The sequence below is a fragment of the Mesonia profundi genome (assembly GCF_031085155.1).
GTDB classification, from domain to species: Bacteria; Bacteroidota; Bacteroidia; order Flavobacteriales; family Flavobacteriaceae; genus Mesonia; species Mesonia profundi.
Window position 1 is genome coordinate 21,888 of the sequence record NZ_JAVHUL010000008.1, and the last position, 26,191, is coordinate 48,078.

Annotated in this window: 25 protein-coding genes; 19 read left to right on the top strand and 6 right to left on the bottom strand. The window is 36.8% G+C overall.

Going from position 1 to position 26,191, the window contains the following annotated elements; all coding sequences use genetic code 11:
- The first annotated feature begins 262 nt into the window (after nt 1-262).
- On the top strand, nt 263-1,273 hold the full coding sequence (locus RBU60_RS04475; protein ID WP_308863479.1) for a 3-oxoacyl-ACP synthase III family protein: 1,011 nt from the start codon (nt 263-265) through the stop codon (nt 1,271-1,273).
- 803 nt (nt 1,274-2,076) lie between these two features.
- Here RBU60_RS04475 and RBU60_RS04480 read toward each other — a convergent pair.
- Nucleotides 2,077-2,430: a hypothetical protein gene (locus RBU60_RS04480; protein WP_308863481.1), complete on the bottom strand. Its 354-nt coding sequence runs from the start codon at nt 2,428-2,430 to the stop codon at nt 2,077-2,079.
- Nucleotides 2,431-2,577: 147 nt separating this feature from the next.
- Here RBU60_RS04480 and RBU60_RS04485 point away from each other — a divergent pair, with 147 nt between their 5' ends.
- A complete protein-coding gene (locus tag RBU60_RS04485) occupies nt 2,578-2,958 on the top strand; it encodes a CoA-binding protein (protein ID WP_308863482.1) in 381 nt (126 codons plus the stop codon).
- Here RBU60_RS04485 and RBU60_RS04490 read toward each other — a convergent pair.
- On the bottom strand, nt 2,935-4,392 hold the full coding sequence (locus RBU60_RS04490; protein WP_308863483.1) for a sodium:solute symporter: 1,458 nt from the start codon (nt 4,390-4,392) through the stop codon (nt 2,935-2,937). The two genes, RBU60_RS04485 and RBU60_RS04490, sit on opposite strands and share 24 nt — an antisense overlap.
- 76 nt (nt 4,393-4,468) lie before the next feature.
- Between RBU60_RS04490 and recR the strand changes: the two genes are divergently transcribed.
- From recR to RBU60_RS04575, 17 genes are all read left to right on the top strand, one after another.
- A complete protein-coding gene (gene recR / locus RBU60_RS04495; protein WP_308863484.1) occupies nt 4,469-5,089 on the top strand; it encodes a recombination mediator RecR in 621 nt (206 codons plus the stop codon).
- A gap of 3 nt (nt 5,090-5,092) precedes the next feature.
- Nucleotides 5,093-6,202 carry a glycosyltransferase family 2 protein gene (locus RBU60_RS04500; protein WP_308863485.1) on the top strand — a complete coding sequence of 370 codons (1,110 nt, stop codon included), beginning with the start codon at nt 5,093-5,095 and terminating at the stop codon, nt 6,200-6,202.
- Between the two features lie 76 nt (nt 6,203-6,278).
- The gene (locus tag RBU60_RS04505) at nt 6,279-7,589 is read left to right on the top strand and encodes a dihydrolipoamide acetyltransferase family protein (protein WP_308863486.1); all 1,311 of its coding nucleotides are present in this window, start codon (nt 6,279-6,281) and stop codon (nt 7,587-7,589) included.
- 95 nt (nt 7,590-7,684) lie between these two features.
- On the top strand, nt 7,685-8,461 hold the full coding sequence (locus tag RBU60_RS04510) for a 3'-5' exonuclease (protein ID WP_308863487.1): 777 nt from the start codon (nt 7,685-7,687) through the stop codon (nt 8,459-8,461).
- Between the two features lie 6 nt (nt 8,462-8,467).
- Nucleotides 8,468-9,082, top strand: coding sequence for a fumarylacetoacetate hydrolase family protein (locus tag RBU60_RS04515; protein ID WP_308863488.1), 615 nt, complete (start codon nt 8,468-8,470; stop codon nt 9,080-9,082).
- Entirely contained in the window at nt 9,082-9,423 is a 342-nt protein-coding gene (locus RBU60_RS04520) for an Hpt domain-containing protein (RefSeq protein WP_308863489.1), read from the top strand. The genes RBU60_RS04515 and RBU60_RS04520 overlap by 1 nt, the downstream gene beginning before the upstream one ends.
- Entirely contained in the window at nt 9,420-10,664 is a 1,245-nt protein-coding gene (locus tag RBU60_RS04525; RefSeq protein WP_308863490.1) for a CinA family nicotinamide mononucleotide deamidase-related protein, read from the top strand. The genes RBU60_RS04520 and RBU60_RS04525 overlap by 4 nt, the downstream gene beginning before the upstream one ends.
- 92 nt (nt 10,665-10,756) lie before the next feature.
- Nucleotides 10,757-10,996 (top strand): 50S ribosomal protein L28, encoded by a 240-nt coding sequence (gene rpmB, locus RBU60_RS04530; RefSeq protein WP_111541561.1) that lies wholly within the window; start codon nt 10,757-10,759, stop codon nt 10,994-10,996.
- Between the two features lie 24 nt (nt 10,997-11,020).
- Complete coding sequence (gene rpmG, locus RBU60_RS04535; protein ID WP_308863492.1) at nt 11,021-11,203, top strand: 50S ribosomal protein L33; 183 nt, start codon at nt 11,021-11,023, stop codon at nt 11,201-11,203.
- A gap of 6 nt (nt 11,204-11,209) precedes the next feature.
- On the top strand, nt 11,210-11,362 hold the full coding sequence (locus RBU60_RS04540; protein ID WP_308863493.1) for a DUF4295 domain-containing protein: 153 nt from the start codon (nt 11,210-11,212) through the stop codon (nt 11,360-11,362).
- A 209-nt stretch (nt 11,363-11,571) separates the two neighbouring features.
- Nucleotides 11,572-12,531 carry a signal recognition particle-docking protein FtsY gene (ftsY, locus tag RBU60_RS04545; protein WP_308863495.1) on the top strand — a complete coding sequence of 320 codons (960 nt, stop codon included), beginning with the start codon at nt 11,572-11,574 and terminating at the stop codon, nt 12,529-12,531.
- A 264-nt stretch (nt 12,532-12,795) separates the two neighbouring features.
- A complete protein-coding gene (rimO, locus tag RBU60_RS04550) occupies nt 12,796-14,100 on the top strand; it encodes a 30S ribosomal protein S12 methylthiotransferase RimO (RefSeq protein WP_308863496.1) in 1,305 nt (434 codons plus the stop codon).
- Nucleotides 14,101-14,453: 353 nt separating this feature from the next.
- Nucleotides 14,454-16,052 (top strand): bacillithiol biosynthesis cysteine-adding enzyme BshC, encoded by a 1,599-nt coding sequence (gene bshC / locus RBU60_RS04555; RefSeq protein ID WP_308863498.1) that lies wholly within the window; start codon nt 14,454-14,456, stop codon nt 16,050-16,052.
- A 35-nt stretch (nt 16,053-16,087) separates the two neighbouring features.
- On the top strand, nt 16,088-17,476 hold the full coding sequence (locus tag RBU60_RS04560) for a pyridoxal phosphate-dependent decarboxylase family protein (RefSeq protein ID WP_308863499.1): 1,389 nt from the start codon (nt 16,088-16,090) through the stop codon (nt 17,474-17,476).
- Between the two features lie 72 nt (nt 17,477-17,548).
- Nucleotides 17,549-19,078: a glutamine-hydrolyzing GMP synthase gene (gene guaA, locus RBU60_RS04565; RefSeq protein WP_308863500.1), complete on the top strand. Its 1,530-nt coding sequence runs from the start codon at nt 17,549-17,551 to the stop codon at nt 19,076-19,078.
- Nucleotides 19,079-19,094: 16 nt separating this feature from the next.
- Entirely contained in the window at nt 19,095-21,011 is a 1,917-nt protein-coding gene (locus RBU60_RS04570) for a LysM peptidoglycan-binding domain-containing protein (RefSeq protein ID WP_308863501.1), read from the top strand.
- Nucleotides 21,012-21,016: 5 nt separating this feature from the next.
- Nucleotides 21,017-21,421, top strand: coding sequence for an OsmC family protein (locus RBU60_RS04575; RefSeq protein ID WP_308863552.1), 405 nt, complete (start codon nt 21,017-21,019; stop codon nt 21,419-21,421).
- Between the two features lie 261 nt (nt 21,422-21,682).
- On the opposite strand, the gene RBU60_RS04580 is transcribed toward RBU60_RS04575, so the two are convergent.
- Genes RBU60_RS04580 through RBU60_RS04595 form a run of 4 tightly spaced genes read right to left on the bottom strand, consistent with a single transcriptional unit; the run spans nt 21,683 to nt 26,186 of the window.
- Entirely contained in the window at nt 21,683-22,630 is a 948-nt protein-coding gene (locus RBU60_RS04580; RefSeq protein ID WP_308863502.1) for an NAD(P)H-dependent flavin oxidoreductase, read from the bottom strand.
- The gene (locus RBU60_RS04585; protein ID WP_308863503.1) at nt 22,630-24,231 is read right to left on the bottom strand and encodes a S8 family serine peptidase; all 1,602 of its coding nucleotides are present in this window, start codon (nt 24,229-24,231) and stop codon (nt 22,630-22,632) included. The genes RBU60_RS04580 and RBU60_RS04585 overlap by 1 nt, the downstream gene beginning before the upstream one ends.
- Before the next feature lie 11 nt (nt 24,232-24,242).
- Entirely contained in the window at nt 24,243-25,424 is a 1,182-nt protein-coding gene (gene mnmA, locus RBU60_RS04590; protein ID WP_407660191.1) for a tRNA 2-thiouridine(34) synthase MnmA, read from the bottom strand.
- Nucleotides 25,425-25,457: 33 nt separating this feature from the next.
- A complete protein-coding gene (locus tag RBU60_RS04595; protein ID WP_308863505.1) occupies nt 25,458-26,186 on the bottom strand; it encodes a toxin-antitoxin system YwqK family antitoxin in 729 nt (242 codons plus the stop codon).
- Nucleotides 26,187-26,191: the final 5 nt, after the last annotated feature.

Here is a 26,191-nt window from a genome sequence, read left to right on the forward strand (position 1 = left end):
GAATGAAGAATCTCTTTCTTTGGATCAGAATGATTTCTCCTATGTGGGAATGACAGTATAAAAATATTTAAGGTAACTAGTTTTTTAAACTAGTTGATTGGTTAGTTAGTAGTGCAGGCTCCGTAAAAAGAGCCTGCTTTTTTATTATGCACGCATACATTATGAAAGCTATAATCGCTTGATAAAACCCAATAATATGTATATTGCTTCCGCAGATAGAGCTTCAATGCCTATCTATTCAACCTTAATTTAAAAGAAAAATATGTTATATCAATCTAAAATTGCGGGATTGGGAAGTTATGTTCCAGAGAATGTTGTAAGTAATGAAGATCTTTCTAAAGTGATGGACACCAATGATGAGTGGATCCAAGAAAGAACCGGAATTCAAGAAAGAAGACACATCAAAAAAGGCGATGGCAATTCTACCGCAGTGATGGGAATGAAAGCTGCAAAAATCGCTTTAGAGCGCGCAAAAATTGATAAAGACGATATCGATTTAATCGTGTTTGCCACCTTAAGTCCAGATTATTATTTCCCGGGTTGTGGCGTGCAGGTGCAAGAAATGTTGGGCATAGATACGTGTCCGGCTTTAGATGTAAGAAATCAATGTAGCGGTTTTATTTACGGACTCTCGGTAGCCGACCAATTTATTAAAACCGGAATGTATAAAAATGTACTTCTTATAGGAAGTGAAAACCATAGCGGCGGATTGGATATGACGACACGCGGACGTAGCGTTTCGGTGATTTTTGGAGATGGAGCAGGAGCAGCGGTTTTAACACGGAGTGATGATAAAGGACAAGGGATTCTTTCTACGCACTTACATTCTGAAGGGAAACATGCCTTAGAACTTTCTTTAAAAGGGCCAAGTACGATGCACTGGGTGCCAGAACTTATAGAGGAAAACCCGCAAGAAGACATTCCGTATTATCCTTATATGAACGGGCAATTTGTATTTAAAAATGCAGTTCAGCGCTTTTCCGAAGTAATTATGGAGGGTTTAAAAGAAAACCAATTGGAAGTAGGCGATATTGATATGCTTATTCCGCATCAAGCGAACTTAAGAATTTCTCAATTTATACAGAAGAAATTTAAACTAACCGACGATCAAGTGTACAACAACATCCAAAAGTATGGTAATACTACGGCCGCATCGATTCCTATTGCGTTAACCGAAGCTTGGGAACAAGGAAAAATTAAAGAGGGAGACCATGTAGTTTTAGCTGCTTTCGGTAGCGGATTCACTTGGGGTAGTGCCATCATAAAGTGGTAAAAAGAGAAAACCCTTGATGCTTACATCAAGGGTTTTTATTTTGAGTTTCGTTAGGTTCTTATTTTAAAGGCTAATTCAAATAAATTACCAACATACTTCTACTATATAAGACGACGTTTTTTTAAAAACGTTGTATCAAAACTTATTTTTAACATTTTGATAACGAGGAGTTCACTTAAAAATAATCCCGTTATTTTCACAACGGGATCATTTACTTTAATCAATACCTCACTAACCATAACTACGGTATTGATTAAATACTCAACTAAATAAAACAACTGTCTCTACCTTAATGACGAAAGGAAATCTCCTGCGTTGCAAGCTATATTTGTTTTAACAAGACTTTAGGATTTTCCACAACAAGATAATTGCTAATGCCTTGAAATTGAAGTGTTTTTATTTTTGGTAAGATTGAAGCTCTTATGGGTTGGGCGTTTCCCTAGCGGGTCAGGCTTTCCATTTCAATCTTTTGGCTCGTTCCTCACCAAAAGGATTTCCACTGCAATCCCTAACGCAAATAGAAAGAATACGAAGAAAATAACTCTTTAGAGATAAGAATAGGAGATAGTCATGGTTTCTTTTTATCTTGAAGTAGAAAAGAAAAAAGGGCGTTTTATTATCGCTATTTTGAAGTAATGATGGTATTATTCGTGCCTCATAAAAAGGATTTTCATTGCAATCCTTAACGCAAATAGAAATAGAAAATGAAAAAAAAATCTTGAAAGGTTAACTTCTCATTGAGGGTTTGCACCAGAAATATTAATTCTAGACGAGAGTATTCGTACGAATAGGATTATTTATTTTTAAAGCTCAGAATTTGATTTTTCTTTGTGTTCTTTTATTAAAGAATCACCTAAATAAATATTCACAATAAAATAATCAAAAGATTTTTTATTTAGGATTTCCTCATCAGATATTCTCTTCGAGAAGTTAATCTTTTCTTCTAAAAACTTTTCATCAACCTTGAGTTTTTTTGGATACTCTAAATTTAGAGTAAGATTTTGGTCAGATATAAACTCACCATTTATAAAACCACTTTTAAAGCTCCAGTTTAATTCTACATCTTCAGCTTCCTGAAACTTATTGATAATATTTTCTTTATTAGATTTGTATTTAGGAACCTTGACTTCTGTATTATCACCTATACAAGACATCATAAATAGAATCATAATTAGTAAAAGGCAATTTCTAAATATTATGTTACAGTTCGTTAAATGGGATAGTAGTTTCATTATTTTAAATTAGATTTAATGTTTTAAATTTAATATAAATTTATTTTTCTTTCTGACAATTTAAAATAAGAAATGTTACACATTATAATGGAAAATAAAAAAACCCTAGTGATAGGAGCCTCTTTAAAGGAAGATCGCTATTCCAATATTGCCATTCATAGATTAACTTCTAACCATATAGAAACCCTAGCCATTGGATTGCGCACAGGAGAAGTAGAAGACGTAACTATAGAAACCGAGCATAAAGATTTTAAAGACATTCATACCGTCACTTTATACCTGAATCCAAAGCGTCAAGAAGCGTATTACGATTATATTATAGGGCTAAAACCACAACGTGTTATTTTTAATCCAGGAACAGAAAACCCCGAATTTTACGACAAGCTAAAAAAAGCAGGAATAGAAGTAGAAGTGGCGTGTACCTTGGTGTTACTTTCTACGAATCAATACTAGACCTATAAAGGTAATGGCGCCGTTAACGATTAATAATTCATAATTAAAGTGGTATCCTCCAATATATTCTGGAGGAATGCTACCAAGTGCATAGGTGATGACAACCGAGATTAACGAAACCAACCATACCCATTTATCCTTAATTTGAATTTTAGTAAAAATCCCGAAGGTGAATAAGCCCAATAAAGGTCCGTAGGTGTAAGAAGCTGCTTTAAGTAGCAAATCGATGACACTGCTGTCTAATAAATATTTAAAAGCAACAATTACCAAGATCAATAGTACACTTATTCCTAAGTGTACTTTCTTTCTTAATCCTTTTTGAGATATCGCTTTCTTCTTTTTAATATCCAAAAAGTCGACACAAAAACTGGTGGTGAGAGAAGTTAAGGCACTGTCGGCGCTAGAATAGGCGGCGGCAATTAATCCCAAGATAAAGATGATTCCAAGGCCAATTCCCATATTTCCGTTAAGGGCAATTTCGGGGAATAAGAGGTCTGTTTTTTCTTTTCCGTCAAGCATCGGAATGGCGATTCCATTTTGTTCGGCGTAGATAAAGAGTAAAGCTCCTAAGAATAAGAACACGATATTAACGGGGACAAATACAAAACTATAAGACAGCATATTTTTTTGAGCGTCTTTTAAGCTTTTACACGTCAGGTTTTTTTGCATCATATCTTGATCTAAACCTGTCATACAAATGGTGATGAACATTCCGCCAAAGAAAGATTTCCAAAAGTAATCTTTGGCTAAAAAATCATCGGTAAAGAAGGTTTTGGTGTAGGGTTGTAAAGCTTCCGCAGAAAAGAAATCATTAAAGCTCCAATTTAATTCTCCCGTGATAAAGTAAATCGCCACGCCAACTGAACTCAGCATAAACAAGGTTTGCAGGGTGTCTGTCCATACAATGGTTTTAATTCCGCCTCGAGCGGTATAAATCCAAATCAAGGCGATAGAAATCACAACGGTAAGAATAAAAGGAACGCCCCAACTTTCAAAAACAAAATATTGAAGCACTGTGGCCACCAAAAACAACCGAAACGAAGCGCCTAAAACTCTGGAGACGAAGAAGAAAAAAGCTCCGGTTTTATAGCTTACATTTCCAAAACGCTCCTTTAGGTATTCATAAATTGAGGTAACATTGAGTCGGTAATAAAGTGGAAGTAAAACAAAAGTAATCACCAAATACCCCACCAAATACCCCATAACGACTTGCATGTAACTAAACTGCGAATCTTTAACCCAGCCGGGGACAGAGATAAAAGTGACGCCAGATAGCGAGGCACCTACCATCCCAAAAGCGACTACATACCAAGGAGATTTTCCTTCGGCTTTAAAAAAGGCCTCATTAGAATCATCTTTTCCCGTAAAATAGGAGATAAGCATTAATACCCCAAAATATGCGGCAACGAGGATGAGGATGGTAATGGGTTCCATAATTTACAATAAAAGTTGAGTTGCAAACTTAAGGATTAATCAAATAGTTGAATATAATTATGCTATTTTTGTGCCTATGGATTTTTCATCAAAATTATTAGAAAAGGCAGTAGAGGAAATGGCACAGCTTCCGGGAATCGGAAAACGCACCGCGCTCCGTTTGGTACTTCATTTATTGAAGCAACCAGAAGAGCAAACCTTGCACCTTTCTAAAGCTTTAATCGACTTAAAAACCGAAGTTAATTTTTGTAAAAACTGTCACAATGTAAGCGACCAAGAGATTTGTGAGATTTGCGCCAGTGCCAACCGCGATAAAAGAATAGTTTGCGTGGTAGAAGATGTGAGGGATGTGATGGCGATAGAAAACACCAGCCAGTATAAAGGCGTTTATCATGTATTGGGAGGAAAAATAAGTCCGATGGATGGGATTGGCCCTAGTCAGTTAAACATAGAATCGCTGATACAAAAAGTACATGGCAAAGAGATTGACGAGATTATTTTTGCCCTTTCGAGCACGATGGAAGGCGATACCACCAATTTTTACATTTATAGACAAATAGAAGCAGAAGATATTATCACTTCTACGATTGCTCGCGGAATTGGCGTAGGAGACGAGTTAGAATATGCCGATGAAATCACGCTTGGAAGAAGTATTTTACATCGTATTCCGTTTGAAAGTTCACTAAAAAACTCTTAAGCTTTGGAGCTATCCATAATTATCCTGAATTACAAGGTACCCTATCACCTTATGTTGTGCTTAGATAGTGTACAAAAAGCTATTGCAAAACTAGATGCTGAAGTAATTGTAGTAGATAATAATTCGCAAGATGAAAGCGCTGCGATGGTGAGCGAACACTTTCCAGAAGTGAAACTAATCGAAAATCCAGTGAACTCTGGCTTTAGTAAAGGAAACAATCTAGGCGTTGCCCAAGCTAAAGGCAAATACATTTGTTTATTGAATCCAGATACCGTAGTTGGCGAGCAATGTTTTAAAAACTTTTTAACGTATGCTAGACTTAACAAGGATCTAGGTGCGATGGGACCTCGATTAATTGATGGTTTAGGGGAATTTTTACCAGAAAGTAAACGAAATGTTCCTGTTCCGATTATTGCTTTAAAAAAGATTATCGGAATAAAAAAGAGTTATTATTCATCGGTACATTTTGCTAAACACGGGGCGATAGAGGTTTTGGTGGGTGCTTTTATGATGATGCGTAAAGATAGATACTTAGAAGTAGGTGGCTTAGATGAAGATTACTTTATGTACGGCGAGGATATAGATTTGAGTTATAAATTTTTAAAAGCAGGTTATCAAAACTATTATTTAGGAACCGAGCGGGTGTTGCATTTTAAGGGAGAGAGTTCTCCCAAAGATGAGGTGTATAGAGAACGTTTTTTTGGTGCGATGCACATTTTTTATCAAAAACATTTTAAAAATTCTCTAGCTTGGTTGGTAAAGCCTACGCTTAGTTTGGCGGGTTTTCTTTACGGAATTAAACCAGATTCAAAAGAAAAAAAGTCTACGATTAAACAAGTTTTATTGATAGGAGCAACCCCCGGTTTACAACGTGAAATGGGAAAGAAATTTGATATACCCATTCATGCCGCCGATAAAAAACTAGTCATGAAAAAGGCTTTTGGGCACAGTTTATTTGTGTTAAATGCAGAAAAATTGACTTACGAAGAAATTCTATATTTGATGAACACGCAAAAGAATAAATACAATAATTTTAGAATTAAACCCACGGGATTTTCGTTTGTATTGGGTAGCGATTCGAGTACGACACAGGGTCAAATGATAAAATTTTAAAAAATGACTATTCAAGTAGACTAATTTTGAGTAAATTCGCAACCAAATTAAAAAAATACACTTTTAGGTTATAGATATGGCAAAATTTGAATTAAAACTTCCCAAAATGGGGGAGAGCGTAGCAGAAGCAACCATTACCAATTGGCTAAAAGAAGTTGGTGATACCATCGAAGAAGATGAAGCGGTTTTAGAAATTGCTACCGACAAAGTGGATAGTGAAGTGCCTAGTGAAGTAGAAGGAACCCTAGTTGAAATGCTATTTGGTCCAGATGATGTGGTGAAAGTAGGACAAACTATCGCTATTATAGAAACCGATGGCGATGCGCCAGCAGCTGCTCCAACAACTTCTAGCGAAGATAAAGAGCCGGCAAGCATTCAAGATGCAGAAAATAGAGTAACCCAAGCCAGAGAAGCAGTAGTTTCTCAAGGTTTTTCATCTAGCGATCGTTTTTATTCTCCTTTAGTGAAGAGTATTGCAAAAGAAGAAAACATTGGTTTAGAGGAGTTAGAGTCTATTCAAGGAACAGGAAAAGAAGCTCGAGTTACTAAAAAAGACATCTTAGACTTTGTTGAGAATAGAGGTAAAACTCAAACTGCAAGTCAGCCCGTTGCGGCAAATAAAGCTTCCGCGGAAGCAAAACCAGCTCAACCTGCTGCTGCACCCGTGAGTGTGAATGGAGAAGATGAGGTCATAGAAATGACTAGAATGGGGAAAATGATTTCTCATCATATGGTGAATAGTGTTCAAACTTCGGCTCACGTTCAATCTTTTATTGAGGTGGATGTAACCAAAATTTGGAACTGGAGAAAGAGAGTGAAAGATGAATTCCAAAGAAAAGAAGGCGAGAAAATTACGTTTACGCCTATCTTTATGGAAGCGGTGGCAAAAGCCATTAAAGATTTCCCTATGATCAATATCGCGTTAGACGGAGATAAGATTATTAAGAGAAAAAATATTAACCTTGGGATGGCTGCAGCTTTACCAAACGGGGATTTAATTGTTCCTGTAATTAAAAATGCAGATCGTCTTAACCTCGTAGGAATGTCTAAAGCGGTAAATGATTTGGCAGGTCGTGCGAGAAACGGTAAATTAAAACCAGACGATACGCAAGGCGGAACTTATACGGTAACTAACGTGGGAACCTTTGGAAGTATTATGGGAACCCCAATTATCAATCAGCCTCAAGTTGCAATTTTAGCACTAGGAGCAATTCGTAAAGTCCCTGCAGTGGTAGAAACACCAGACGGAGACTTTATAGGAATTAGGTATAAAATGTTCTTATCACACAGTTACGATCACCGTGTAGTAAACGGGGCTCTTGGAGGACAATTTGTGCAACGCGTGGCGCAATATCTAGAATCTTTTGACGATTCAAGAACGGTTTAATCCGTAAAGGATAATTTAAAAGAAAGTCCGGACTAAGTTTCGGACTTTTTTTATAAAATAATTCGGTATATAGTATCTTTGCAAAAATCTTCTACATGAAATTAAATTTAACCAAACCTATTTGTTTCTTCGATTTAGAAACTACAGGAACCAATATTGCGAAAGACAGAATCGTAGAAATAGCTATACTTAAAGTTTTTCCTAACGGAAATAAAGAGAGTTATACTTGGCGTGTGAATCCTGAAATGCCTATTCCTGCTGAAGTCACAAAAATTCACGGCATAAGCTACGATGATATTAAAGAGGAGCCTACCTTTAAAGATCTTTCTAAAAAGATTTATGAAATGATTAAGGGTTGTGATTTAGGAGGGTATAATAGCAACCGTTTTGATATTCCGCTTTTAGCGGAAGAATTTTTACGAGCAGAAATAGATTTTGATATTAAAAGTGCTTTGGCGGTAGACGTGCAAACCATTTTTCATAAAAAAGAAAAACGAACTTTAGAAGCGGCTTATAAATTCTATTGCGATAAAGACTTAACGAATGCGCATTCCGCAGAAGCAGATACCAATGCTACTTTTGAAGTTTTAGAGTCGCAATTAGACCGATACCCAGATTTGGAAAACGATATGAAGTGGCTGGCAGAATTTAGCGCTCATAAAAAATTTGTAGACTTTGCAGGTTTTATCGCTTACAATAAAAAGGGAGAAGAAGTGTTTTCTTTTGGTAAGCATCGTGGAAAATTAGTGGAAGATGTTTTTGAAAAGGAACCTGGTTATTACGGTTGGATTCAAAATGCAGACTTTCCTTTGTACACTAAAAAAGTACTGACAGTGATTAAGCTTAAAAAACTATCAGATAAATTGAACTAGTGCTTTATGAAGATCATTTGCATTGGAAGAAATTATGCGGAGCATATTGAGGAATTAGAGAATGAAAGACCCACAGAGCCTGTCATCTTTCTAAAACCTGATACCGCCGTTCTTTTAAAAAAGCAACCTTTCTTTATTCCAGATTTTTCTCAAGACGTTCACTATGAAGTAGAGCTTTTGGTGAAAATCAGTAAAGTAGGGAAATATATTCAGCCCAAATTTGCTCATAAGTACTATGATGAAATAGGCCTAGGAATAGATTTTACGGCGAGAGATTTGCAATCTCAATTAAAAGAAAAGGGTCTGCCTTGGGAAAAAGCGAAAGCTTTTGATGGGGCTGCGGTAATTGGAGAAAAGTGGTTTCCTAAGGATCAATTTCAGAATCTTCAGAACCTAAATTTTTCCTTAGAAAAGAACGGAGAAGTCGTTCAAAAAGGAAATACCAAGCACATGCTCTATCAAATTGATGAAATAATCGGATATGTGTCAGAATTCTTCACTTTAAAAATTGGAGATGTTATTTTTACCGGTACTCCAAAAGGAGTTGGCAGCGTAAAAACCAATGATGTTTTAAATGGGTTCATTGAAAAGGAGTCTGTTTTTCAAATTAAGATAAAGTAATGAAAATATACGATTTACAGCAAGTTAATGAAATGGCTGGCGGTGATGAAGAATTTGTAAAGGAAATTGTAAAAGCCTTTCTAGAAGAACTTCCGCCAGATGTAGCGCTTTTGAGAGAGGCTGTGGAGAACAATAACCCAGAATTGGCTTATAGTTTTGCACATAAAATGAAACCTAACCTGCAAATATTTGGGTTAGAGTTGTCAGAAAATATCAAGAATTTAGAATCATGGTCTAAAGAAGCTAGAGACCGAGAAGAGATTTTAGAAGATGTAGTTTACATAGAAGAAAGAGTTTTCTTAGCTTGCGAAGCCTTTAAAAAAGACTTTAATATTTCATGATTGCAGAAATAATAACCATTGGAGACGAAATTTTAATAGGTCAGATTGTTGATACGAATTCTGCCTATATAGCCAAGAAACTAAATCATATAGGAGTAGATGTAGGTCAGATTACTTCTATTCAAGACACCTCAGAGCACATTAAGTTAAGCCTATCTTTAGCTGCTAAGAGAGCAAATATTATAATTATTACGGGAGGTTTGGGGCCAACCAATGATGATTTAACCAAGAAGACCTTATGTGACTATTTTAAGGATACTTACGTGGTTAATGAGAGTGTTCTCGCTCATGTAGAAGAATTATTCAAGGAACACATCAGTACGCCTATCTCCCAATTAAATAGAGATCAAGCCTTAATTCCGTCTAAAGCTATCGCGCTCAACAATCAGTATGGGACAGCACCAGGAATGTGGTTTGATGAGAACGGAGTGGTGTATATTTCTTTACCAGGAGTTCCTTATGAGATGAAAGCATTGATAGAGGATGAGGTGTTACCAAGACTTCAGCAACGATTTGAAAGACCTCATATTTTACATAAAACCGTTTTAACTTATGGCGTGGGGGAGAGTGCGATCGCAGAAAAAATCGAGGCCTGGGAGAATGCGCTGCCTTCGCATATTAAATTGGCTTACTTGCCTAGTTTAGGACGAGTGAGACTGCGATTAAGCGCTAGAGGAAAGGAAAAACAGTTTTTACAAGACAGTATTGATTCAGAAATAGAAAAGCTTCAAGACCTCATAGGGGATATCATGAAGGGTTTTGAAGAAGAGGCTACTTTAGAAGAACAAATCGCTCAAGCCTTTGTGCATCATCAAAAAACCTTGGTAACGGCAGAGAGTTGTACGGGAGGAGAAATAGCCTCGAGATTCACAGCGATTCCTGGAGCTTCTAAATACTTTATAGGAAGTATAGTCACTTATGCTACCAGTAGTAAAAATGATGTATTAGGTATTCCAGAAACGCTTATTGAAGAGCATAGTGTGGTGAGTGAAGATATCACGCTGCAAATGGCTATAAGAGCAAGGAAAATGTTTAAGGCAGATATGGCAATCGCAACCACAGGAAATGCGGGGCCTACAAAAGGGGATAGTGAAGCAGAAATAGGAACGGTGTATATTGCACTAGTAAGCGAAACGGAAGAGAAGGTATACCATTTTAACTTCGGGAATCTACGAGAAAAAGTGATTGAAAAAGCGGTAATAAAGGCGCAAGAAATCCTTTTAGATTATTTTTCTAAATAATCTTTATTTTTTCTGTAGATATTGTTGGAGATTAGATTAAAATGCCTTTAATTTGCAATCTGTTTTGAAATAACGAGAAAAGATTAGAAAAAATGTCAAGAGTTTGTGAACTTACGGGTAAGAAAGCGATGGTTGGAAACAATGTTTCCCACGCTATGAATAAAACTAAGCGTAAATTTAACGCCAATTTAGTTAAAAAACGTTTTTATATACCAGAAGAGGATAAGTGGGTAACTTTAAAAGTATCGACTTCCGCATTAAAAAACATTAATAAAAAAGGAATCTCTGCTGTGATCAAAGAAGCAAGAGAAAAAGGATTCTTAAAAAAGTAATCTCACCTTTAATATCTTAGAGCAATGGCAAAAAGAGGAAATAGAGTTCAAGTAATATTAGAATGCACAGAGCATAAGACATCTGGTAAACCAGGTACGTCTAGATATATTACCACAAAAAATAAAAAGAATACACCGGATAGAATGGAGTTAAAGAAATTTAACCCAATTCTTAATAAAATGACGGTTCATAAAGAGATAAAGTAATAAGTTATGGCAAAGAAATCGGTAGCATCGTTACAGACAGGATCAAAGAGGCTAAGTAAAGCGATTAAAATGGTGAAATCTCCAAAATCTGGAGCATACACTTTTGAAGAAGCTATTATGGCACCAGAAGAAGTAAAGGATTATTTCGATAAGAAATAACTACTTATAGAAAATAAGCAAGCCGTTTCGATTCTTCGAGACGGCTTTTTTGTTTTTGTGTATATTTGCAGAACAATTAATTTGGGCGTTTCCTTCATATTTCCAGAAAAACTGGAAATATGGAGGCCGGGCTATCGGCAGTCGCTTCCCGATTCTTATCGGGAGAGCTCCAACAATGCCTCTATCCCTAACGCACACAAGTATAGCGTATGAGTTTTTTTAAAAAAATTTTTTCAAAAGAAAAAAAAGAAACCTTAGATAAAGGTTTAGAGAAGTCAAAGGAGAACTTCTTTGGTAAATTAAGTAAAGCCGTTGCCGGAAAATCTAAGGTAGACGATGAGGTTTTAGATGACCTAGAGGAGGTATTGGTAGCGAGTGATGTTGGGGTAAAAACGACCATTAAAATTATTGATCGTATTGAAGCGCGCGTAGCTAAAGATAAATACCTGGGTACCTCAGAGCTGGATGTTATCTTAAGAGAAGAAATCGCTGGTTTACTGAGTGAGTCTGGTTCTGGAGAGCAAGAAGAATTAACTATTGCTTCCAAGAAACCATACGTTATTATGGTGGTAGGAGTTAATGGCGTAGGAAAAACAACTACTATTGGAAAGTTAGCGCATCAGTTTAAATCTCAAGGAAAGAAAGTGGTTTTAGGTGCCGGCGATACCTTTCGAGCTGCGGCTATAGATCAGCTTCAAATTTGGGCAGATCGGGTAGATGTTCCTATCATAAAACAAAAAATGGGAAGTGATCCTGCTTCTGTAGCTTTTGATACCGTACAAAGCGGTGTAAAGATGGATGCCGATGTGGTGATTATCGATACCGCCGGAAGACTTCATAATAAAGTTAATTTAATGAATGAGCTTTCTAAAATAAAGCGTGTGATGCAGAAGGTAATTCCAGATGCCCCCCATGAAGTTTTATTGGTATTAGATGGTTCTACAGGACAAAACGCTTTTGAACAAGCTAAACAATTTACAGCGGCGACCGAGGTAACTTCTTTGGCGGTCACTAAATTAGATGGTACGGCAAAAGGCGGCGTGGTAATTGGAATTAGCGACCAGTTTAAAATTCCTGTCAAATACATTGGCGTAGGAGAAGGAATTGAAGATTTACAAATTTTCAATAAAATAGAGTTTGTCGATTCTTTCTTTAAGAAAACAATCTAAAAACGAATTAAAAACAAAAGCCGTTTCAAGACCTTATATTTTGAAGCGGTTTTTTTGTTTGCATCGTGTCAAAATCATAGAGCCTTTAATAATACCATTTTAAATACCTAATGTCGCATTAAGAAATTGAACTACTTTATGTTTATTTTTTACTAAAAATCAAACATAAAAGAAACGATTTAATTGCGACATGATCTGTTTAATTTGGTATAGACCTATAAAGTCTTAAAAGCTTCGTATCTTTGCACACATTTTTAAAAGGCTATGAGAACAAAATCACTTAAGAAGAATAAGATCAACGTTGTAACATTGGGTTGTAGTAAGAATATTTATGATTCTGAAGTCTTGATGGGACAGCTTAAAGCCAATAAAAAAGACGTAGTTCACGAAGAAGAAGGGAACATTGTTGTGATTAATACCTGCGGATTTATCGATAACGCCAAAGAGCAATCGGTGAATACCATTCTAGAATACGCTCAGAAGAAAGAAGATGGGATTGTAGATAAGGTTTTTGTGACGGGATGTCTTTCGGAACGTTATAAACCCGATTTACAAAAAGAAATTCCTAATGTAGACCAGTATTTTGGTACTACCGAAATGCCTGCTTTACTCAAAGCTTTAGGAGCCGATTATAAGCACGAGCTTTTGGGAGAGCGAGTAATGACTACTCCAAAAAATTATGCTTTCTTGAAAATTGCGGAAGGTTGCGACCGTCCGTGTTCTTTTTGCGCCATTCCTTTAATGCGTGGCGGACATAAATCTACCCCAATTGAGCAATTGGTAAAAGAAGCCCAAGGCTTAGCTAGAGACGGTGTAAAAGAATTGATTCTTATAGCTCAAGATTTAACCTATTACGGTTTAGATATTTATAAAAAAAGAGCCTTGGCTGGTTTGCTTCGGGAGTTGGTAAAAGTAGAAGGAATTGAGTGGATTCGCTTGCATTATGCCTTTCCTACGGGTTTCCCAGAAGATGTGCTCGATGTGATTAATGAAGAACCTAAGGTGTGTAACTACATCGATATTCCGCTGCAGCACATTTCAGATGATTTATTAAAGTCGATGCGTCGTGGAACCACCCATAAAAAAACTACTGATTTAATTCATAAATTCCGAGAAATCGTTCCTCAAATGGCGATTAGAACGACGCTTATTGTTGGATATCCCGGGGAGACTCAAGCTCATTTCCAGGAATTAAAAGACTGGATCAAAGAAATGCGTTTTGAGCGTTTAGGTGCCTTTACCTATTCTCACGAAGAAAATACCCACGCTTATAATTTGGTAGATGACGTGCCCGAAGATGTGAAGCAAGAACGTGCCAATGAGATTATGGAAATACAATCTCAAATCTCTTGGGAACTAAATCAGCAAAAAATAGGGAAGACATTTAAATGTGTAATCGACCGTAAAGAAGGAAACTATTTTGTAGGTAGAACCGAATTTGATTCTCCAGATGTAGATAATGAAGTTTTGATTGATGCTTCTAAACACTACTTAAAAACAGGTGATTTTGCACAGATAAAAATAAATGAAGCCGAAGATTTTGATTTGTATGGCGAGCCTGTAGCATAATTTTTTTTAGCTTATAACTTATTTAATGCTGTTTATTTACTTTCTTAACGTAAATAAACAGCATTATTTTTTTGTATATCTTTTTGGTGTTTAATCCAATAATAGTTGCGATGTTAACTTGAAAGACTCAAGATAAGCTAGTCGAGACACCTTTCTTTAATCTTCCGACTGCCTACTTTGGTAAGAACGTGCACTCTTTGAAAATCTCCAGAGCGACAAAAATTAACTTTAGGAATGAAAATAGATTTATAATTCGTTTTTAAGCATAAAGAAGGTGAAATCGTCTTTAACTAAAAATTAGTATAAAAAAACGCTTGACAAATGTATCTTTGTGAGCATAAGATTTTTATTCTATGGCCGATTGTATTGCTTATCAAGACACGAACTACTTTTCTTCCTTCATGACAGATTACCTCGCTCAAAAGGAATCTTTAACCGACTTTTACGAGCATTTTCCCAAGTTGGAAAATTTTAAAAAGCAAGTCGACTTAAAACAAGAAAACTATTCGGTTTCCACAAGGAAGGTATTGGTCAGTAGTCTTAGGGAGCAGTATAAAGACACTCAGATTTCGGCGAAAAGCCAAGAGAATATTGAGCTTTTAACCCAAGAAAATACATTTACCATTACGACAGGTCATCAATTGAACCTGTTTACCGGTCCGCTTTATTTTTTATATAAGATTATTTCTACCATCAACTTAACGGAAGAATTAAAAGAGCGCTATCCAGGGCAAAACTTTGTTCCTATATATTGGATGGCAACGGAAGATCACGATTTTGAAGAAATCAACTTCTTTAATTTTGAACAGCATAAAATACAATGGAATAAAGAAGCAAGCGGAGCTGTAGGAGACTTACCTACGGAAGGTTTGGAGGAAGTTTTTAAAAAATTTAGCATCTTATTGAACGATTCAGAGCAATCGGCTCATCTAAAATCTTTGTTTAAAAAAGCTTATCTAGAGCATCATAACCTAACTGAAGCGACCCGTTATCTTGCCAATGAACTTTTTGGAATTTATGGTTTAATTATCCTTGACGGAAATGATGCTGCGCTAAAAAAAGAACTTTCTCCCTATGTAAAAAATGAACTCTTGCATCAAATTTCTTCAGAAGAAGTAGGGGAGACTTCAAAAAAAATAAACGAGTTAGGGTATAAGATTCAAGTGAATCCGCGTGAAATCAACTTATTTTACCTCAAAGAAAACCTTCGCGAACGTATTATTAAAGAGGATGAATATTACATCGTTCACGAAACTAATATCCGCTTTACGGAAGAAGAAATCATAACCGAATTAGATAATTATCCCGAGCGTTTTTCTCCTAATGTAATCATGAGGCCTTTGTATGAAGAGGTGGTTTTGCCTAATCTTTGTTATATTGGCGGCGGAGGCGAATTGGCATATTGGATGCAGTTGAAATCTTATTTCCGTAAAGAAAAAGTAAGCTTTCCCATTTTATTATTAAGAAACTCGGCGCTTCTGATGTCTGAGAAGCAAATTCAGAAAACAAAGAAACTAGGCTTGAGTTTTAAAGATTTATTCTTAAAGCAAGAGAATTTAATCAGCAAACGAACCAAAGAGATTTCAGCTATTGAAATTGATTTTTCAGCTCAAAAAGAACAGCTTCAGCAACAATTTAAAGATATGTATGCGTTGGCTCAACAAACCGACAAGTCTTTTTATGGAGCAGTTGCTGCGCAAGAAAAAAAACAACTCAACGGTTTAGATCATTTAGAAAAACGTTTGTTGAAAGCACAGAAAAGAAAATTAAAAGATGAATTGCAGCGCGTGGTTCATATACAAGATGAAGTTTTTCCGCATCAAAGTTTACAAGAACGAAGCATTAATTTTAGTGAATTTTATCAAACCTACGGGCAAGATTTAATTCCGAAGCTTAAAAAGGAATTAAAACCTTTAGATTTGCAGTTTTCCATCATCAGCTTAACCGAATAGCAAATTCTCGTTTCGCAACAAAAAAATAGACCCTTATGAAAAGTATGCACTCCATTGATATCAGTACGGTAGAAATGACCTTAGATATCATGAAATATGCCATTAATCGAATTTCTAATACTTCCCCAGATTTGGGTTCTCCAAAAAAGGAAGAAGATCTTTTGGCTATCGTGGGTGAAACCGTGACCAAAGATGGAATTGGCGGCGAGAAAGCGTTTCATATGTTTCGGGATGTCCTGGCAAAAGCAACAGTGCCCGTAGATCATCCTCGGCATTTAGCTTTTGTACCGGCAGCGCCTACCAAAGCAGCGGTATTGTTTGATTTGGTGACTTCTGCAGCGAGTATTCACGGTGCGTACTGGATGACTGGTGGTGGCGGAATTTTTTGCGAAAACCAAGCCATGAAATGGCTGGTTTCTTTAACTGGTTTGCCCGAAGGAGCCTTTGGCGTATTTACCAGTGGGGGAACAGCAGCCAACTTATCGGCTATGATTGCAGCACGGGAAGCTTGGCGCGAAAAAGAGGAAGAAAACAAAGCCTTTAAAGCATTATTAATTACTTCTAGCGGCGCGCATTCTTCCGTAAAGTCTATGGCAAATGTGATGGATGCGGATATTGTAATTGTAGATGACGATGATGAAGACCGTTTAACGGGAAAATGGTTACAAAACACCATTGATAACTTAGGGGTAATTGATAGAAAGCGTTTGTTTGCTGTGGTCGCCACGGGAGGAACTACGAATGCAGGAATTATCGACGAACTCGACTCGGTTGCCGATGTCTGCAAAAAAGAAAATCTTTGGTTTCACGTAGATGCCGCTTATGGAGGAGGCGCGTTGGCAGCTCCTTCGGTGAGGGATTTATTTATAGGAATAGAACGTGCCGACAGCATTACTATAGATCCTCATAAATGGATGTTCTCACCCTATGATTGCGGTGCTGTGATTTATAAGGATATAGAACTTGCCAAAAATGCACACTCCCAGAAAGGAGCTTATTTAGACATTTTTAAAGATGAAGGAGCGCAAGGTTTTAATCCCTCAGATTATCAAATTCAATTAACACGACGCTTACGCGGATTGCCACTTTGGTTTTCTTTAGCGATGCACGGCACCCAAAAATACACCGAAGCCATAGAAAGAGGCTTGGAGCTTGCTCAAAATGCAGCTAAGCAAATAGAAGCAGCGCCACACTTAGAGTTGGTGCGAGAACCTAGTTTATCTTGTGTCTTGTTTAGAAGAAAAGGTTGGAGTCCCGATGATTATAGAGATTGGACTTATGAAAATCACAAAGCAGGTTTAGCCTTAGTAACCCCTACGAAGTGGACTAAAAATGAACATTCAGAAACCATTTCTCGTTTTTGTTTTATCAATCCAGATACCGACGAAGAAGACATTAAAGAAATTTTAGCTTCTATGGAATAACGAAGAATTATTTTCTTCCGTTTTTCTAAATGAAAAGCAGCATAATTTTAACTCAAATTATTACTTTTGCCTATGCAAAACAACGTACTTATTTTAGATTTCGGGTCGCAGTATACTCAACTTATAGCAAGAAGAGTTAGAGAGTTAAATATCTACTGCGAAATACATCCCTTCAACAAGATTCCAGAAAACGTAGAAACGTTTAAAGCGGTCATTCTTTCGGGAAGTCCTTTTTCGGTTCGTAATGAAGATGCTCCGCATCCAGATCTATCCAAGATTAGAGGAAAAGTGCCTCTGCTTGCGGTATGTTATGGGGCGCAATATTTAGCTCACTTTCATGGAGGAAAAGTAGAGCCTTCAGAAACTAGGGAATATGGAAGAGCCAACTTGTCTATTATTAAAGATAAGGAGCGTCTTTTTGAAGCGATTACTGAAAATTCTCAAGTTTGGATGTCTCATAGTGATACCATAAAGGAATTGCCAGAAAATGGCGTTCGTTTAGCAAGTACGCAAGATGTGTTAAATGCAGCGTACCGAATTGAAGGAGAAGAAACTTTTGCGATTCAGTTTCATCCAGAAGTATATCATTCTACCGATGGGAAACAATTACTAGAAAATTTCTTGGTAAAAATTGCTAAAGTAAAGCAGGAGTGGACACCAGGAGCTTTTGTAGATAATACTGTTGCAGAGCTGAAAGAAAAAATAGGAGACGATAAAGTAGTATTAGGATTAAGTGGCGGAGTAGATTCTACCGTTGCCGCAGTATTGCTTCATAAAGCGATAGGCAAAAACCTATACTGTATTTTTGTGAATAACGGTTTGCTGCGTAAGAATGAGTTTGATAGCGTTTTGGACCAATATAAAGATATGGGTCTTAACGTAAAAGGAGTAGATTCTTCGGCACGTTTCTTGGATGCGCTTGCAGGGAAGAGCGATCCAGAAGAAAAACGAAAAACTATAGGTCGCGTATTTATCGAAGTGTTTGATGATGAAGCTCACTTATTAGACGATGTGAAATTTTTAGCGCAAGGAACCATTTATCCAGATGTGATTGAATCTATTTCCGTTAACGGACCTTCCGCAACCATAAAATCACATCATAATGTAGGCGGTTTACCCGATTTCATGAAATTAAAAGTGGTGGAACCTTTACGTATGTTGTTTAAAGATGAAGTACGAAGAGTTGGAGCCGAAATGGGAATAGATCCTGAACTTTTAGGAAGACATCCTTTTCCAGGTCCGGGGTTAGCCATTCGTATTTTGGGAGATATTACGCCAGAGAAAGTAAGAGTATTGCAAGAAGTAGATCATATTTTTATTCAAGGATTAAAAGACTGGATGTTATACGATAAAGTATGGCAAGCGGGAGCAATTTTACTTCCTATAAATTCGGTTGGTGTAATGGGAGATGAAAGAACCTATGAAAAGGTAGTAGCATTGAGAGCGGTAGAATCTACTGATGGAATGACGGCAGATTGGGTGAATTTACCTTATGATTTCCTACAAAAAATATCAAACACTATAATAAATAGAGTTAAAGGCGTTAATAGAGTAGTGTATGATATAAGCTCTAAGCCACCAGCAACCATTGAGTGGGAATAAATATAAAAACGAGTAGATGAAAAAATTAGTTCAAGTTTTATTGGTATGTGTAGGAATTTTCCAATGGGGATATGCACAAGGATATAAAACACATAAAGTACAAAAAGGAGAAACTGTAGAAAGTATTGCTCAAACGTATAAGATTTCTGAAGCCTCTATTTACAGACTCAATCCAGATGCTAAAGGCAAACGATTGTCTTCTTCTGCCGTTTTAGTAATTCCAACCGAAGAGGTAGTTCCTACTTCAGAAGAAGGGAGTTCAGTTACCTTTAAGCAATATCGTGTAAAAAGCAAAGAAACGCTTTATAGTCTGGCTAAAACCAATGACATCTCGATAGAAGAAATCAAAAAATACAATCCCTATTTAAAAAATGAAGAATTGGGAGAAGACGACTTGATTAAAATTCCTATTTTTAGAGAAAAGAAAAAAGTAATTGATTTTAATGAGTCTTTAAGTGAGTCTTCTTTTAGCAATGTGATTCATATTGTTTTACCCAAAGAAACCAAGTATGGGATCTCAAAAAAATATGGATTAAGTGTGGAGCAATTGGATGAATTGAATCCTGGAGTTTTGCAATTAAAAGCAGGACAGTTGCTTAAGATTGTCAATAAAAATAAAAAAGCAGTAGAGAGTCAACCAGACGCTAATTTGGATGCTCGTTTTCAGATGTATAAAGTACAACCCAAGGAAACTTTCTATAGTCTTACCAGACGTTTCCAGGTATCTAAAGATTCTTTAGTAGCTTGGAATCCTCAATTAGAAAAAGAAGGCTTACAAGCAGGAATGAGTATTAAAATTCCTAAAAAAGCTAAAGAACTAACGCCGTCTAACAATGCTGAAAAAATAGATTTTGAGCAAATGATCACTAATCATAACCGAAAGAAAATTGCGGTTATGCTTCCACTTAGTTTGCAGAAATTTGGAGAAAGTACGGATAAGGAGGAACAACTTAAAAGTGATAAAGTACTAAGAATTGCATTAGATTTTTATAGCGGAGTTCAAGAAGCGATCGATAAAGCAGAAGAGCTAGGTGTTTATGTAGACGCTAAAATTTACGATACACAACGAAGTAAATCTAAAGTGAGTGAGATCATCTCTAAAAATGATTTTTCTGATACTCAGGTTGTGATTGGACCATTATTAACTTCTAATATAGAAGAGGCTTCTCGCTTATTAAATAAGAAAAATGTACCGATTTTGTCTCCCTTAACTAGCGGAGATCTTAAAGGGTATGGTAATCTTATTCAAACTCGCCCTTCTGACCTGATGATGGAGCAAGTTTTAATTACTTATTTGGATAGCTTAAAGCAAGGGAAGAACATCTTGATCTTAGCAGATAAAAAACATCAATTTATTAAAGATAAATTGACTTATACCATTCCCGAAACTAGAGTAATCACGCAGCGAAGAGCAGATTATTTACAACAGTCAGACTTAACGAATTTATTAGATAAGAATAGAGAGAATTGGGTTGTGATTGAAGCAGATGATGTGGCTTTGGTAACCAATAGCTCTTCTTATTTAAATGCACTTTCTAAGCGGTATGATATTAGAGTGTTTACTTCCAATAAAAACGATACGTTTGAAAATGAAGTGCCAAATCAATATTTAACCAATTTAAAGTTTACATATACTTCCATTTCTAAAGAGTATCAAAAGGAGCCCTTAAGTGAATTTGTAGAGACTTATAAAGAAAATTATGGAGTGATTCCCAATAAATATGCGGTTAGAGGTTATGATACAACTTTAGATGTCATCTTAAGACTGGCTGCAGCCGATGATTTTTATGAATCTTTAAGCATTGAGGGAACTTCAGAATATATTGAGAATAAATTTAGCTATCATAAAAAAATGATTGGTGGGTTTTATAACGATGCTGTTTATCTAATGCAATACCAAGAAAATCTTGAACTTAAAGTTTTAAACGATTAAATATGATCACTTCTAACATAGTTTACCAAGGAAATCTAAGAGTTAAAAACACACACCTTAAAAGTGGAAATACCTTTTTAACCGATGCTCCAACCGATAATAAAGGAAAAGGAGAAGCGTTCTCTCCAACCGATACGGTGGCTACCGCTTTAGCAAGTTGTATGATGACTATCATGGGGATTTTAGCCGAAAGAGAAGAAATCAATTTAGTAAATACAGAAGCAAATATCACCAAAACCATGGCTTCTGATCCACGCCGAATTTCTAAAATTGAAGTGCAGTTTACTTTTCCTGAAAATTATGAAGACAAGACTAAAAAGAAACTTGAAAAAGCAGCTTTAACTTGCCCTGTATTACAGAGTCTTCATCCAGATATCGAAAAAGATATTCAGTTTATATATCCTTCTTAAGTTGTCATTTCGAAGAATGAGAAATCTCATTCTTTTTAGTTCTATGTAAAAGATTCCTCGGTAGTTCCTGCCCTAACGTTCGGGCGAGCCTCTTTCGGAATGTCAATCACTTGTCATTTTGGGCTCGTTTCAGCATCTTTTTTATTCGTGTTGTCATTTCGAAGAAGGAGAAATCTCATACTTTTTAGTTCAATCCAAAATATTCCCCGGTCTTTCCCAGCCTTACGTTAGGGCGAGCCTCTTTCGGAAAAACACTAAAGTCTAAAAAACAAACTTCTCTTTCTGCACTACTTCGTGAAACTCGGTGATAATCTCTTCAACAATTTTAGCAGCAGGTTTGATCTCGTTAATCAAGCCACTTATCTGACCTATTTCTAGTTCTCCTTCTTCCAAATCGCCTTCAAACATTCCCTTTTTAGCTCGGGCTCTTCCTAAAAGACCTATTAAATCTTCTTTGCTAGGTTGCTTGGTGTAAAGTTCCATCACATCGTGGAAAAATTTATTTTTTAATAAACGTACAGGTGCTAATTCTTTTAAGGTAAGTTGGGTTTCCCCTTCCTGTGCTTTTACCACCATCTCTTTAAAATTTTGATGCGAAGAAGCTTCAGGGGAAGCGACAAACCTGCTTCCAATTTGTACGGCATCTGCGCCCAAAATCATGGCGGCAAGCATTCCTCTTCCGGTAGCAATTCCTCCCGCTGCAATCAACGGGATACTTAATTTTTCTTTAACCATTGGGATCAAGGTAAACGTAGTTGTTTCTTCTCGACCATTATGTCCGCCGGCTTCAAAACCTTCCGCTACGACGGCATCCACTCCGGCAGCTTCCGCTTTAAGCGCAAATTTTACGCTACTTACCACGTGTACTACTTTTATTCCTTTTTCTTTTAAAGTGGAAGTCCAAGTCTTAGGATTCCCTGCCGAAGTAAAAACAATTTCTACGCCTTCTTCTATGATAATTTTCATAATCTCTTCCAGATTAGGGTAGAGCATAGGTACGTTGACTGCAAAAGGTTTACTGGTGGCTTTTTTACATTTAATGATGTGTTCCCTTAAAATTTCGGGATACATAGATCCCGCTCCTAGAATCCCTAAACCTCCGGCGTTGCTTACCGCACTGGCAAGTTTCCAACCGCTGGCCCAGATCATTCCGGCTTGTATTAAAGGGTATTTAATATTAAAAAGTGATGTAATTTTATTGGTATGCATTATTCTTTTATGATTTTTAGCGTTTGTTCCTGACTTCCTTTTGTAATGTGTAAAAGGTACATTCCTTTGGCAAAAGGCGTCATATCAATATGCTTGGTGTTCTTGCTTTCTAAGACTTTCTCGCCTAACAAATTATACATTCTTAGCGTATTCGCTTCCGCGGAAGCGTAACTTAAATAAAGATTGTTTGTAGTAGGGTTGGGGTAAGCTATCGTAGTATTTTTTTGATGCTCGTCTATGGAAAGCACCTCTTGCAAAGCGACCGAAAAATTGGGAATCCCATAACCTATTTCGGTGTTAGGATTGTTGTAGCGTGAGGCAGATTCCCGTACAATCTGCATAATTTCTAGATTGGTTTTTTGGGGATTGGCCTGCCATAAACTGGCAATTGCGCCGGTCATAATGGGGGCGGCAAAAGAAGTTCCGTTAGAGAAAGTCACGCTGCCATCGGGATCAATTATTGCAGCTCCAGCCCCTTGTGCTGCCACATCTGGCTTTACACGTCCGTCTGCTGAAGGCCCAACAGAGCTAAACGAAGCATAATCTCCGTTTTGATCTACGGCGCCAATGCTGAGAACATTTCCGTCTGCAGGCGCGTTAATAATAGGAAAACTTGCATCTTGACCGGTATTTCCTGCGGCGTTAACCACTAAAATTCCTTTTTCTACGGCAATATTTGCTCCTTTGGTGATGAACGTGGTGTTGCCATCCATATTTTGAGGCGTATAATTATAGTCGGGATTATCAAAAGTATAATACCCCAGCGAAGAGTTGATGAGATCTACGCCCAAACTATCGGCTCTTTCGGCGGCTTCTACCCAATAGGTTTCTTCTAAAGGAGTTTCAGCATAGGCATCTTCGGTTCTAAACAAATAAAAAGAAGCCTCAGGAGAAGTTCCCACAAATTGATTGTTGAGAAAACCGACCATATCAGAAAGTACTTTTGCTCCGTGATTGTGTGAATTAGGATCGGCAAAATTAGTAGACCTTGCGACAAAATCATAGCCTCCCAGCAAACGATTGTCTTGGTTTAAATCTGCAAAGCCAGGATTGCTAAGCACATTAGGAAAACCAGAATCTAAAACCGCGACGAGCATTCCGCTACCGGTGAAATCATTTTGATGCAGGTTTTCTACTTGCATCATAGTGATTTGATTGCTGCTAGCACCATAGCTGTAATTGGCATTCACCTCAAATTTTTGATTGAATATGGCTTCATCCTGATTTTGATTGGATTTAGCGTTAAGCATATCATTTGCAAAGACAATATCTTGTACAAAGCTTAAATTAGTAAGGTTATTAATTTGCTGAATACTTCCTAAAACATGTACGCAATTGAACCATTTAGACTTTGCTTTTACCGTAATCCCTGTTTGGTTTTTAATGCTGCTGATGTAGGTTTCATTTACAGGTACATCTCTAGCATCAATAGTGGTTTGGTGAAGATTTTTTCTGGCAATGGCTCGCGGACTGAGAATAGTACTGGGATTATTAATCGCTGTTTGCACATTGGGTTTGTCTGTAAAATAAACCCACGCGTGTTCTTGTGCTTGACTCCAAAAACTAATCAGCATTAAAGCTCCTAGAATACAATTTTTCATTTTCTTTAAAGTTAAGAAATTACACCCGAACCGAGTAATTCATCTTCATGATACCAAGCTACAAATTGCCCTTCCATAATGGCGGTTTGAGGTTCGTCAAAAATGACATATAAACCTTGCTCTTCTTGATATAAGGTTGCTTTCTCTAAAGTTTGGCGGTAACGTATTCTTGCTTTAGTTTCTAATTGAGCGCCAACTGGCAGTCGTAAATCTTCTCGAACCCAATGCACTTCGTCTTGGGCTACAAAAAGTCCTTTTCTTAAAAGTCCGGGATGATTTTTTCCTTGTCCTGTATAAATAACATTTTCGTTAACATCGGTTTCGATGACAAAAAGAGGCTCCGGAGTTCCACCAACACCCAAACCTTTACGCTGACCTTTGGTGAAATAGTGGGCGCCATTGTGCGTTCCTACATTTTTTCCTTGGTTGGCAGTATACATATACTTTTCTGATAAATGGGTTAGAGAAGTATCTTGTTTATTATTAGAATGATAAATAGGATCCTGCGCATCAATCTCTACGATCGTTCCATCTTTAGGCTGAAGTTTTTGCTGAAGAAAATCGGGTAAACGAACTTTTCCTATAAAACATAATCCCTGAGAGTCTTTTTTACCTGCCGTCACCAATTCTTGTTGGGTGGCAATTTCACGGACTTCACTTTTTTGTAAATCCCCAATAGGGAATAAGGTTTTCGCAAGTTGTTCTTGCGAAAGCTGACATAAGAAATAAGACTGATCCTTATTCTTATCCATTCCCGCTAATAATTGGTAGGTAGTTTCTCCGTCTTTTTCAAACTCTCCTTTTCTACAATAATGTCCTGTCGCGACATAATCTGCTCCTAAAGAAAGCGCGATTTTCATAAAGACATCAAACTTTATTTCACGGTTGCAAAGTACATCGGGGTTGGGTGTTCTTCCTTTTCCGTATTCATCGAACATATAATCAACAATACGTTCTTTATATTCTTCGCTTAAATCTACGGTTTGAAAAGGGATATTTAATTTTTCGGCTACCAACATCGCATCATTGCTATCATCTAGCCAAGGACATTCATCGCTAATGGTCACCGAGTCATCGTGCCAATTTTTCATAAATAAGCCAATAACCTCGTAACCTTGTTCTTTGAGGAGGTAAGCGGTAACACTAGAGTCTACACCGCCACTTAATCCTACTACCACTCTTTGTTTACTCACAGTTTCATTTTTAAGTTGCAAAAATAAGAAATTTTAGTCGGTTTGTTTTTTCTTTACTTTCAATAGAGGCTTAGGTAAAGGATAAGTGATGGTTTGCACCAGTTTTCCTTCATCATAAAACTTCCAAACCCCGTCTTTTAAACCTTTCTTATAATTCCCTTCACTCAGCAAGTCACCTGCTTTATCGTAAATTTTGGTAACTCCATGAAGTTCATTGTTCTTGTAGGTATAATACTGTAAAACTTGCTTGTCTTTTAAGTAAATAATCTGTGGTCCGTTTAACTTGCCTTCTTTATAAGTTTCTTCTTGAGCTAAAGTTCCGTCGGGTAAATAGGTTTTTTTTACACCATTCAACTGATTATTTTTATAGTTCTCAATCATCATGAGTTCTTGTTTTTCATTTTGATGATAATAACGCCAAGTTCCTTCTCTTTTTTTGCCAATCATCGTTCCCTCACTTACAGTGCCGCCTTTTTTGGTGTAATACGTAATATGTACAGAGTCGTTTTTGGTATTGTATTTTTTTGTGGCTACAGGTTGATTGTAGCTTCCTTCCTTATAAAATTTGAAAAGGCCTATTTCTTTGCCATGTTCAAAAGTACCTTCATAGCGTTTTTGAGTGCTGCCTTCAAATTTTTTCATCCACTTCCCGTGGCGATTTCCTTGCGCGTCGGTTTGGTTGTATTTCTCGGTTTGGGCATAATTCTTAATTCCGAACATCGAAATGCATAGCAGAACTAAAAAAAATCTTTGAGTTTTCATGAATG

Bases quoted from the DNA above. Each gene is read 5' to 3' on its own strand.
- RBU60_RS04475 (WP_308863479.1), top strand. From the start codon at position 263: ATGTTATATCAATCTAAAATTGCGGGATTGGGAAGTTATGTTCCAGAG.
- RBU60_RS04480 (WP_308863481.1), bottom strand. From the start codon at position 2,430: ATGATGTCTTGTATAGGTGATAATACAGAAGTCAAGGTTCCTAAATAC.
- RBU60_RS04485 (WP_308863482.1), top strand. From the start codon at position 2,578: ATGTTACACATTATAATGGAAAATAAAAAAACCCTAGTGATAGGAGCC.
- RBU60_RS04490 (WP_308863483.1), bottom strand. From the start codon at position 4,392: ATGGAACCCATTACCATCCTCATCCTCGTTGCCGCATATTTTGGGGTA.
- recR (WP_308863484.1), top strand. From the start codon at position 4,469: ATGGATTTTTCATCAAAATTATTAGAAAAGGCAGTAGAGGAAATGGCA.
- RBU60_RS04505 (WP_308863486.1), top strand. From the start codon at position 6,279: ATGGCAAAATTTGAATTAAAACTTCCCAAAATGGGGGAGAGCGTAGCA.
- RBU60_RS04510 (WP_308863487.1), top strand. From the start codon at position 7,685: ATGAAATTAAATTTAACCAAACCTATTTGTTTCTTCGATTTAGAAACT.
- RBU60_RS04515 (WP_308863488.1), top strand. From the start codon at position 8,468: ATGAAGATCATTTGCATTGGAAGAAATTATGCGGAGCATATTGAGGAA.
- RBU60_RS04520 (WP_308863489.1), top strand. From the start codon at position 9,082: ATGAAAATATACGATTTACAGCAAGTTAATGAAATGGCTGGCGGTGAT.
- RBU60_RS04525 (WP_308863490.1), top strand. From the start codon at position 9,420: ATGATTGCAGAAATAATAACCATTGGAGACGAAATTTTAATAGGTCAG.
- rpmB (WP_111541561.1), top strand. From the start codon at position 10,757: ATGTCAAGAGTTTGTGAACTTACGGGTAAGAAAGCGATGGTTGGAAAC.
- rpmG (WP_308863492.1), top strand. From the start codon at position 11,021: ATGGCAAAAAGAGGAAATAGAGTTCAAGTAATATTAGAATGCACAGAG.
- RBU60_RS04540 (WP_308863493.1), top strand. From the start codon at position 11,210: ATGGCAAAGAAATCGGTAGCATCGTTACAGACAGGATCAAAGAGGCTA.
- ftsY (WP_308863495.1), top strand. From the start codon at position 11,572: ATGAGTTTTTTTAAAAAAATTTTTTCAAAAGAAAAAAAAGAAACCTTA.
- rimO (WP_308863496.1), top strand. From the start codon at position 12,796: ATGAGAACAAAATCACTTAAGAAGAATAAGATCAACGTTGTAACATTG.
- bshC (WP_308863498.1), top strand. From the start codon at position 14,454: ATGGCCGATTGTATTGCTTATCAAGACACGAACTACTTTTCTTCCTTC.
- RBU60_RS04560 (WP_308863499.1), top strand. From the start codon at position 16,088: ATGAAAAGTATGCACTCCATTGATATCAGTACGGTAGAAATGACCTTA.
- guaA (WP_308863500.1), top strand. From the start codon at position 17,549: ATGCAAAACAACGTACTTATTTTAGATTTCGGGTCGCAGTATACTCAA.
- RBU60_RS04570 (WP_308863501.1), top strand. From the start codon at position 19,095: ATGAAAAAATTAGTTCAAGTTTTATTGGTATGTGTAGGAATTTTCCAA.
- RBU60_RS04580 (WP_308863502.1), bottom strand. From the start codon at position 22,630: ATGCATACCAATAAAATTACATCACTTTTTAATATTAAATACCCTTTA.
- RBU60_RS04585 (WP_308863503.1), bottom strand. From the start codon at position 24,231: ATGAAAAATTGTATTCTAGGAGCTTTAATGCTGATTAGTTTTTGGAGT.
- RBU60_RS04595 (WP_308863505.1), bottom strand. From the start codon at position 26,186: ATGAAAACTCAAAGATTTTTTTTAGTTCTGCTATGCATTTCGATGTTC.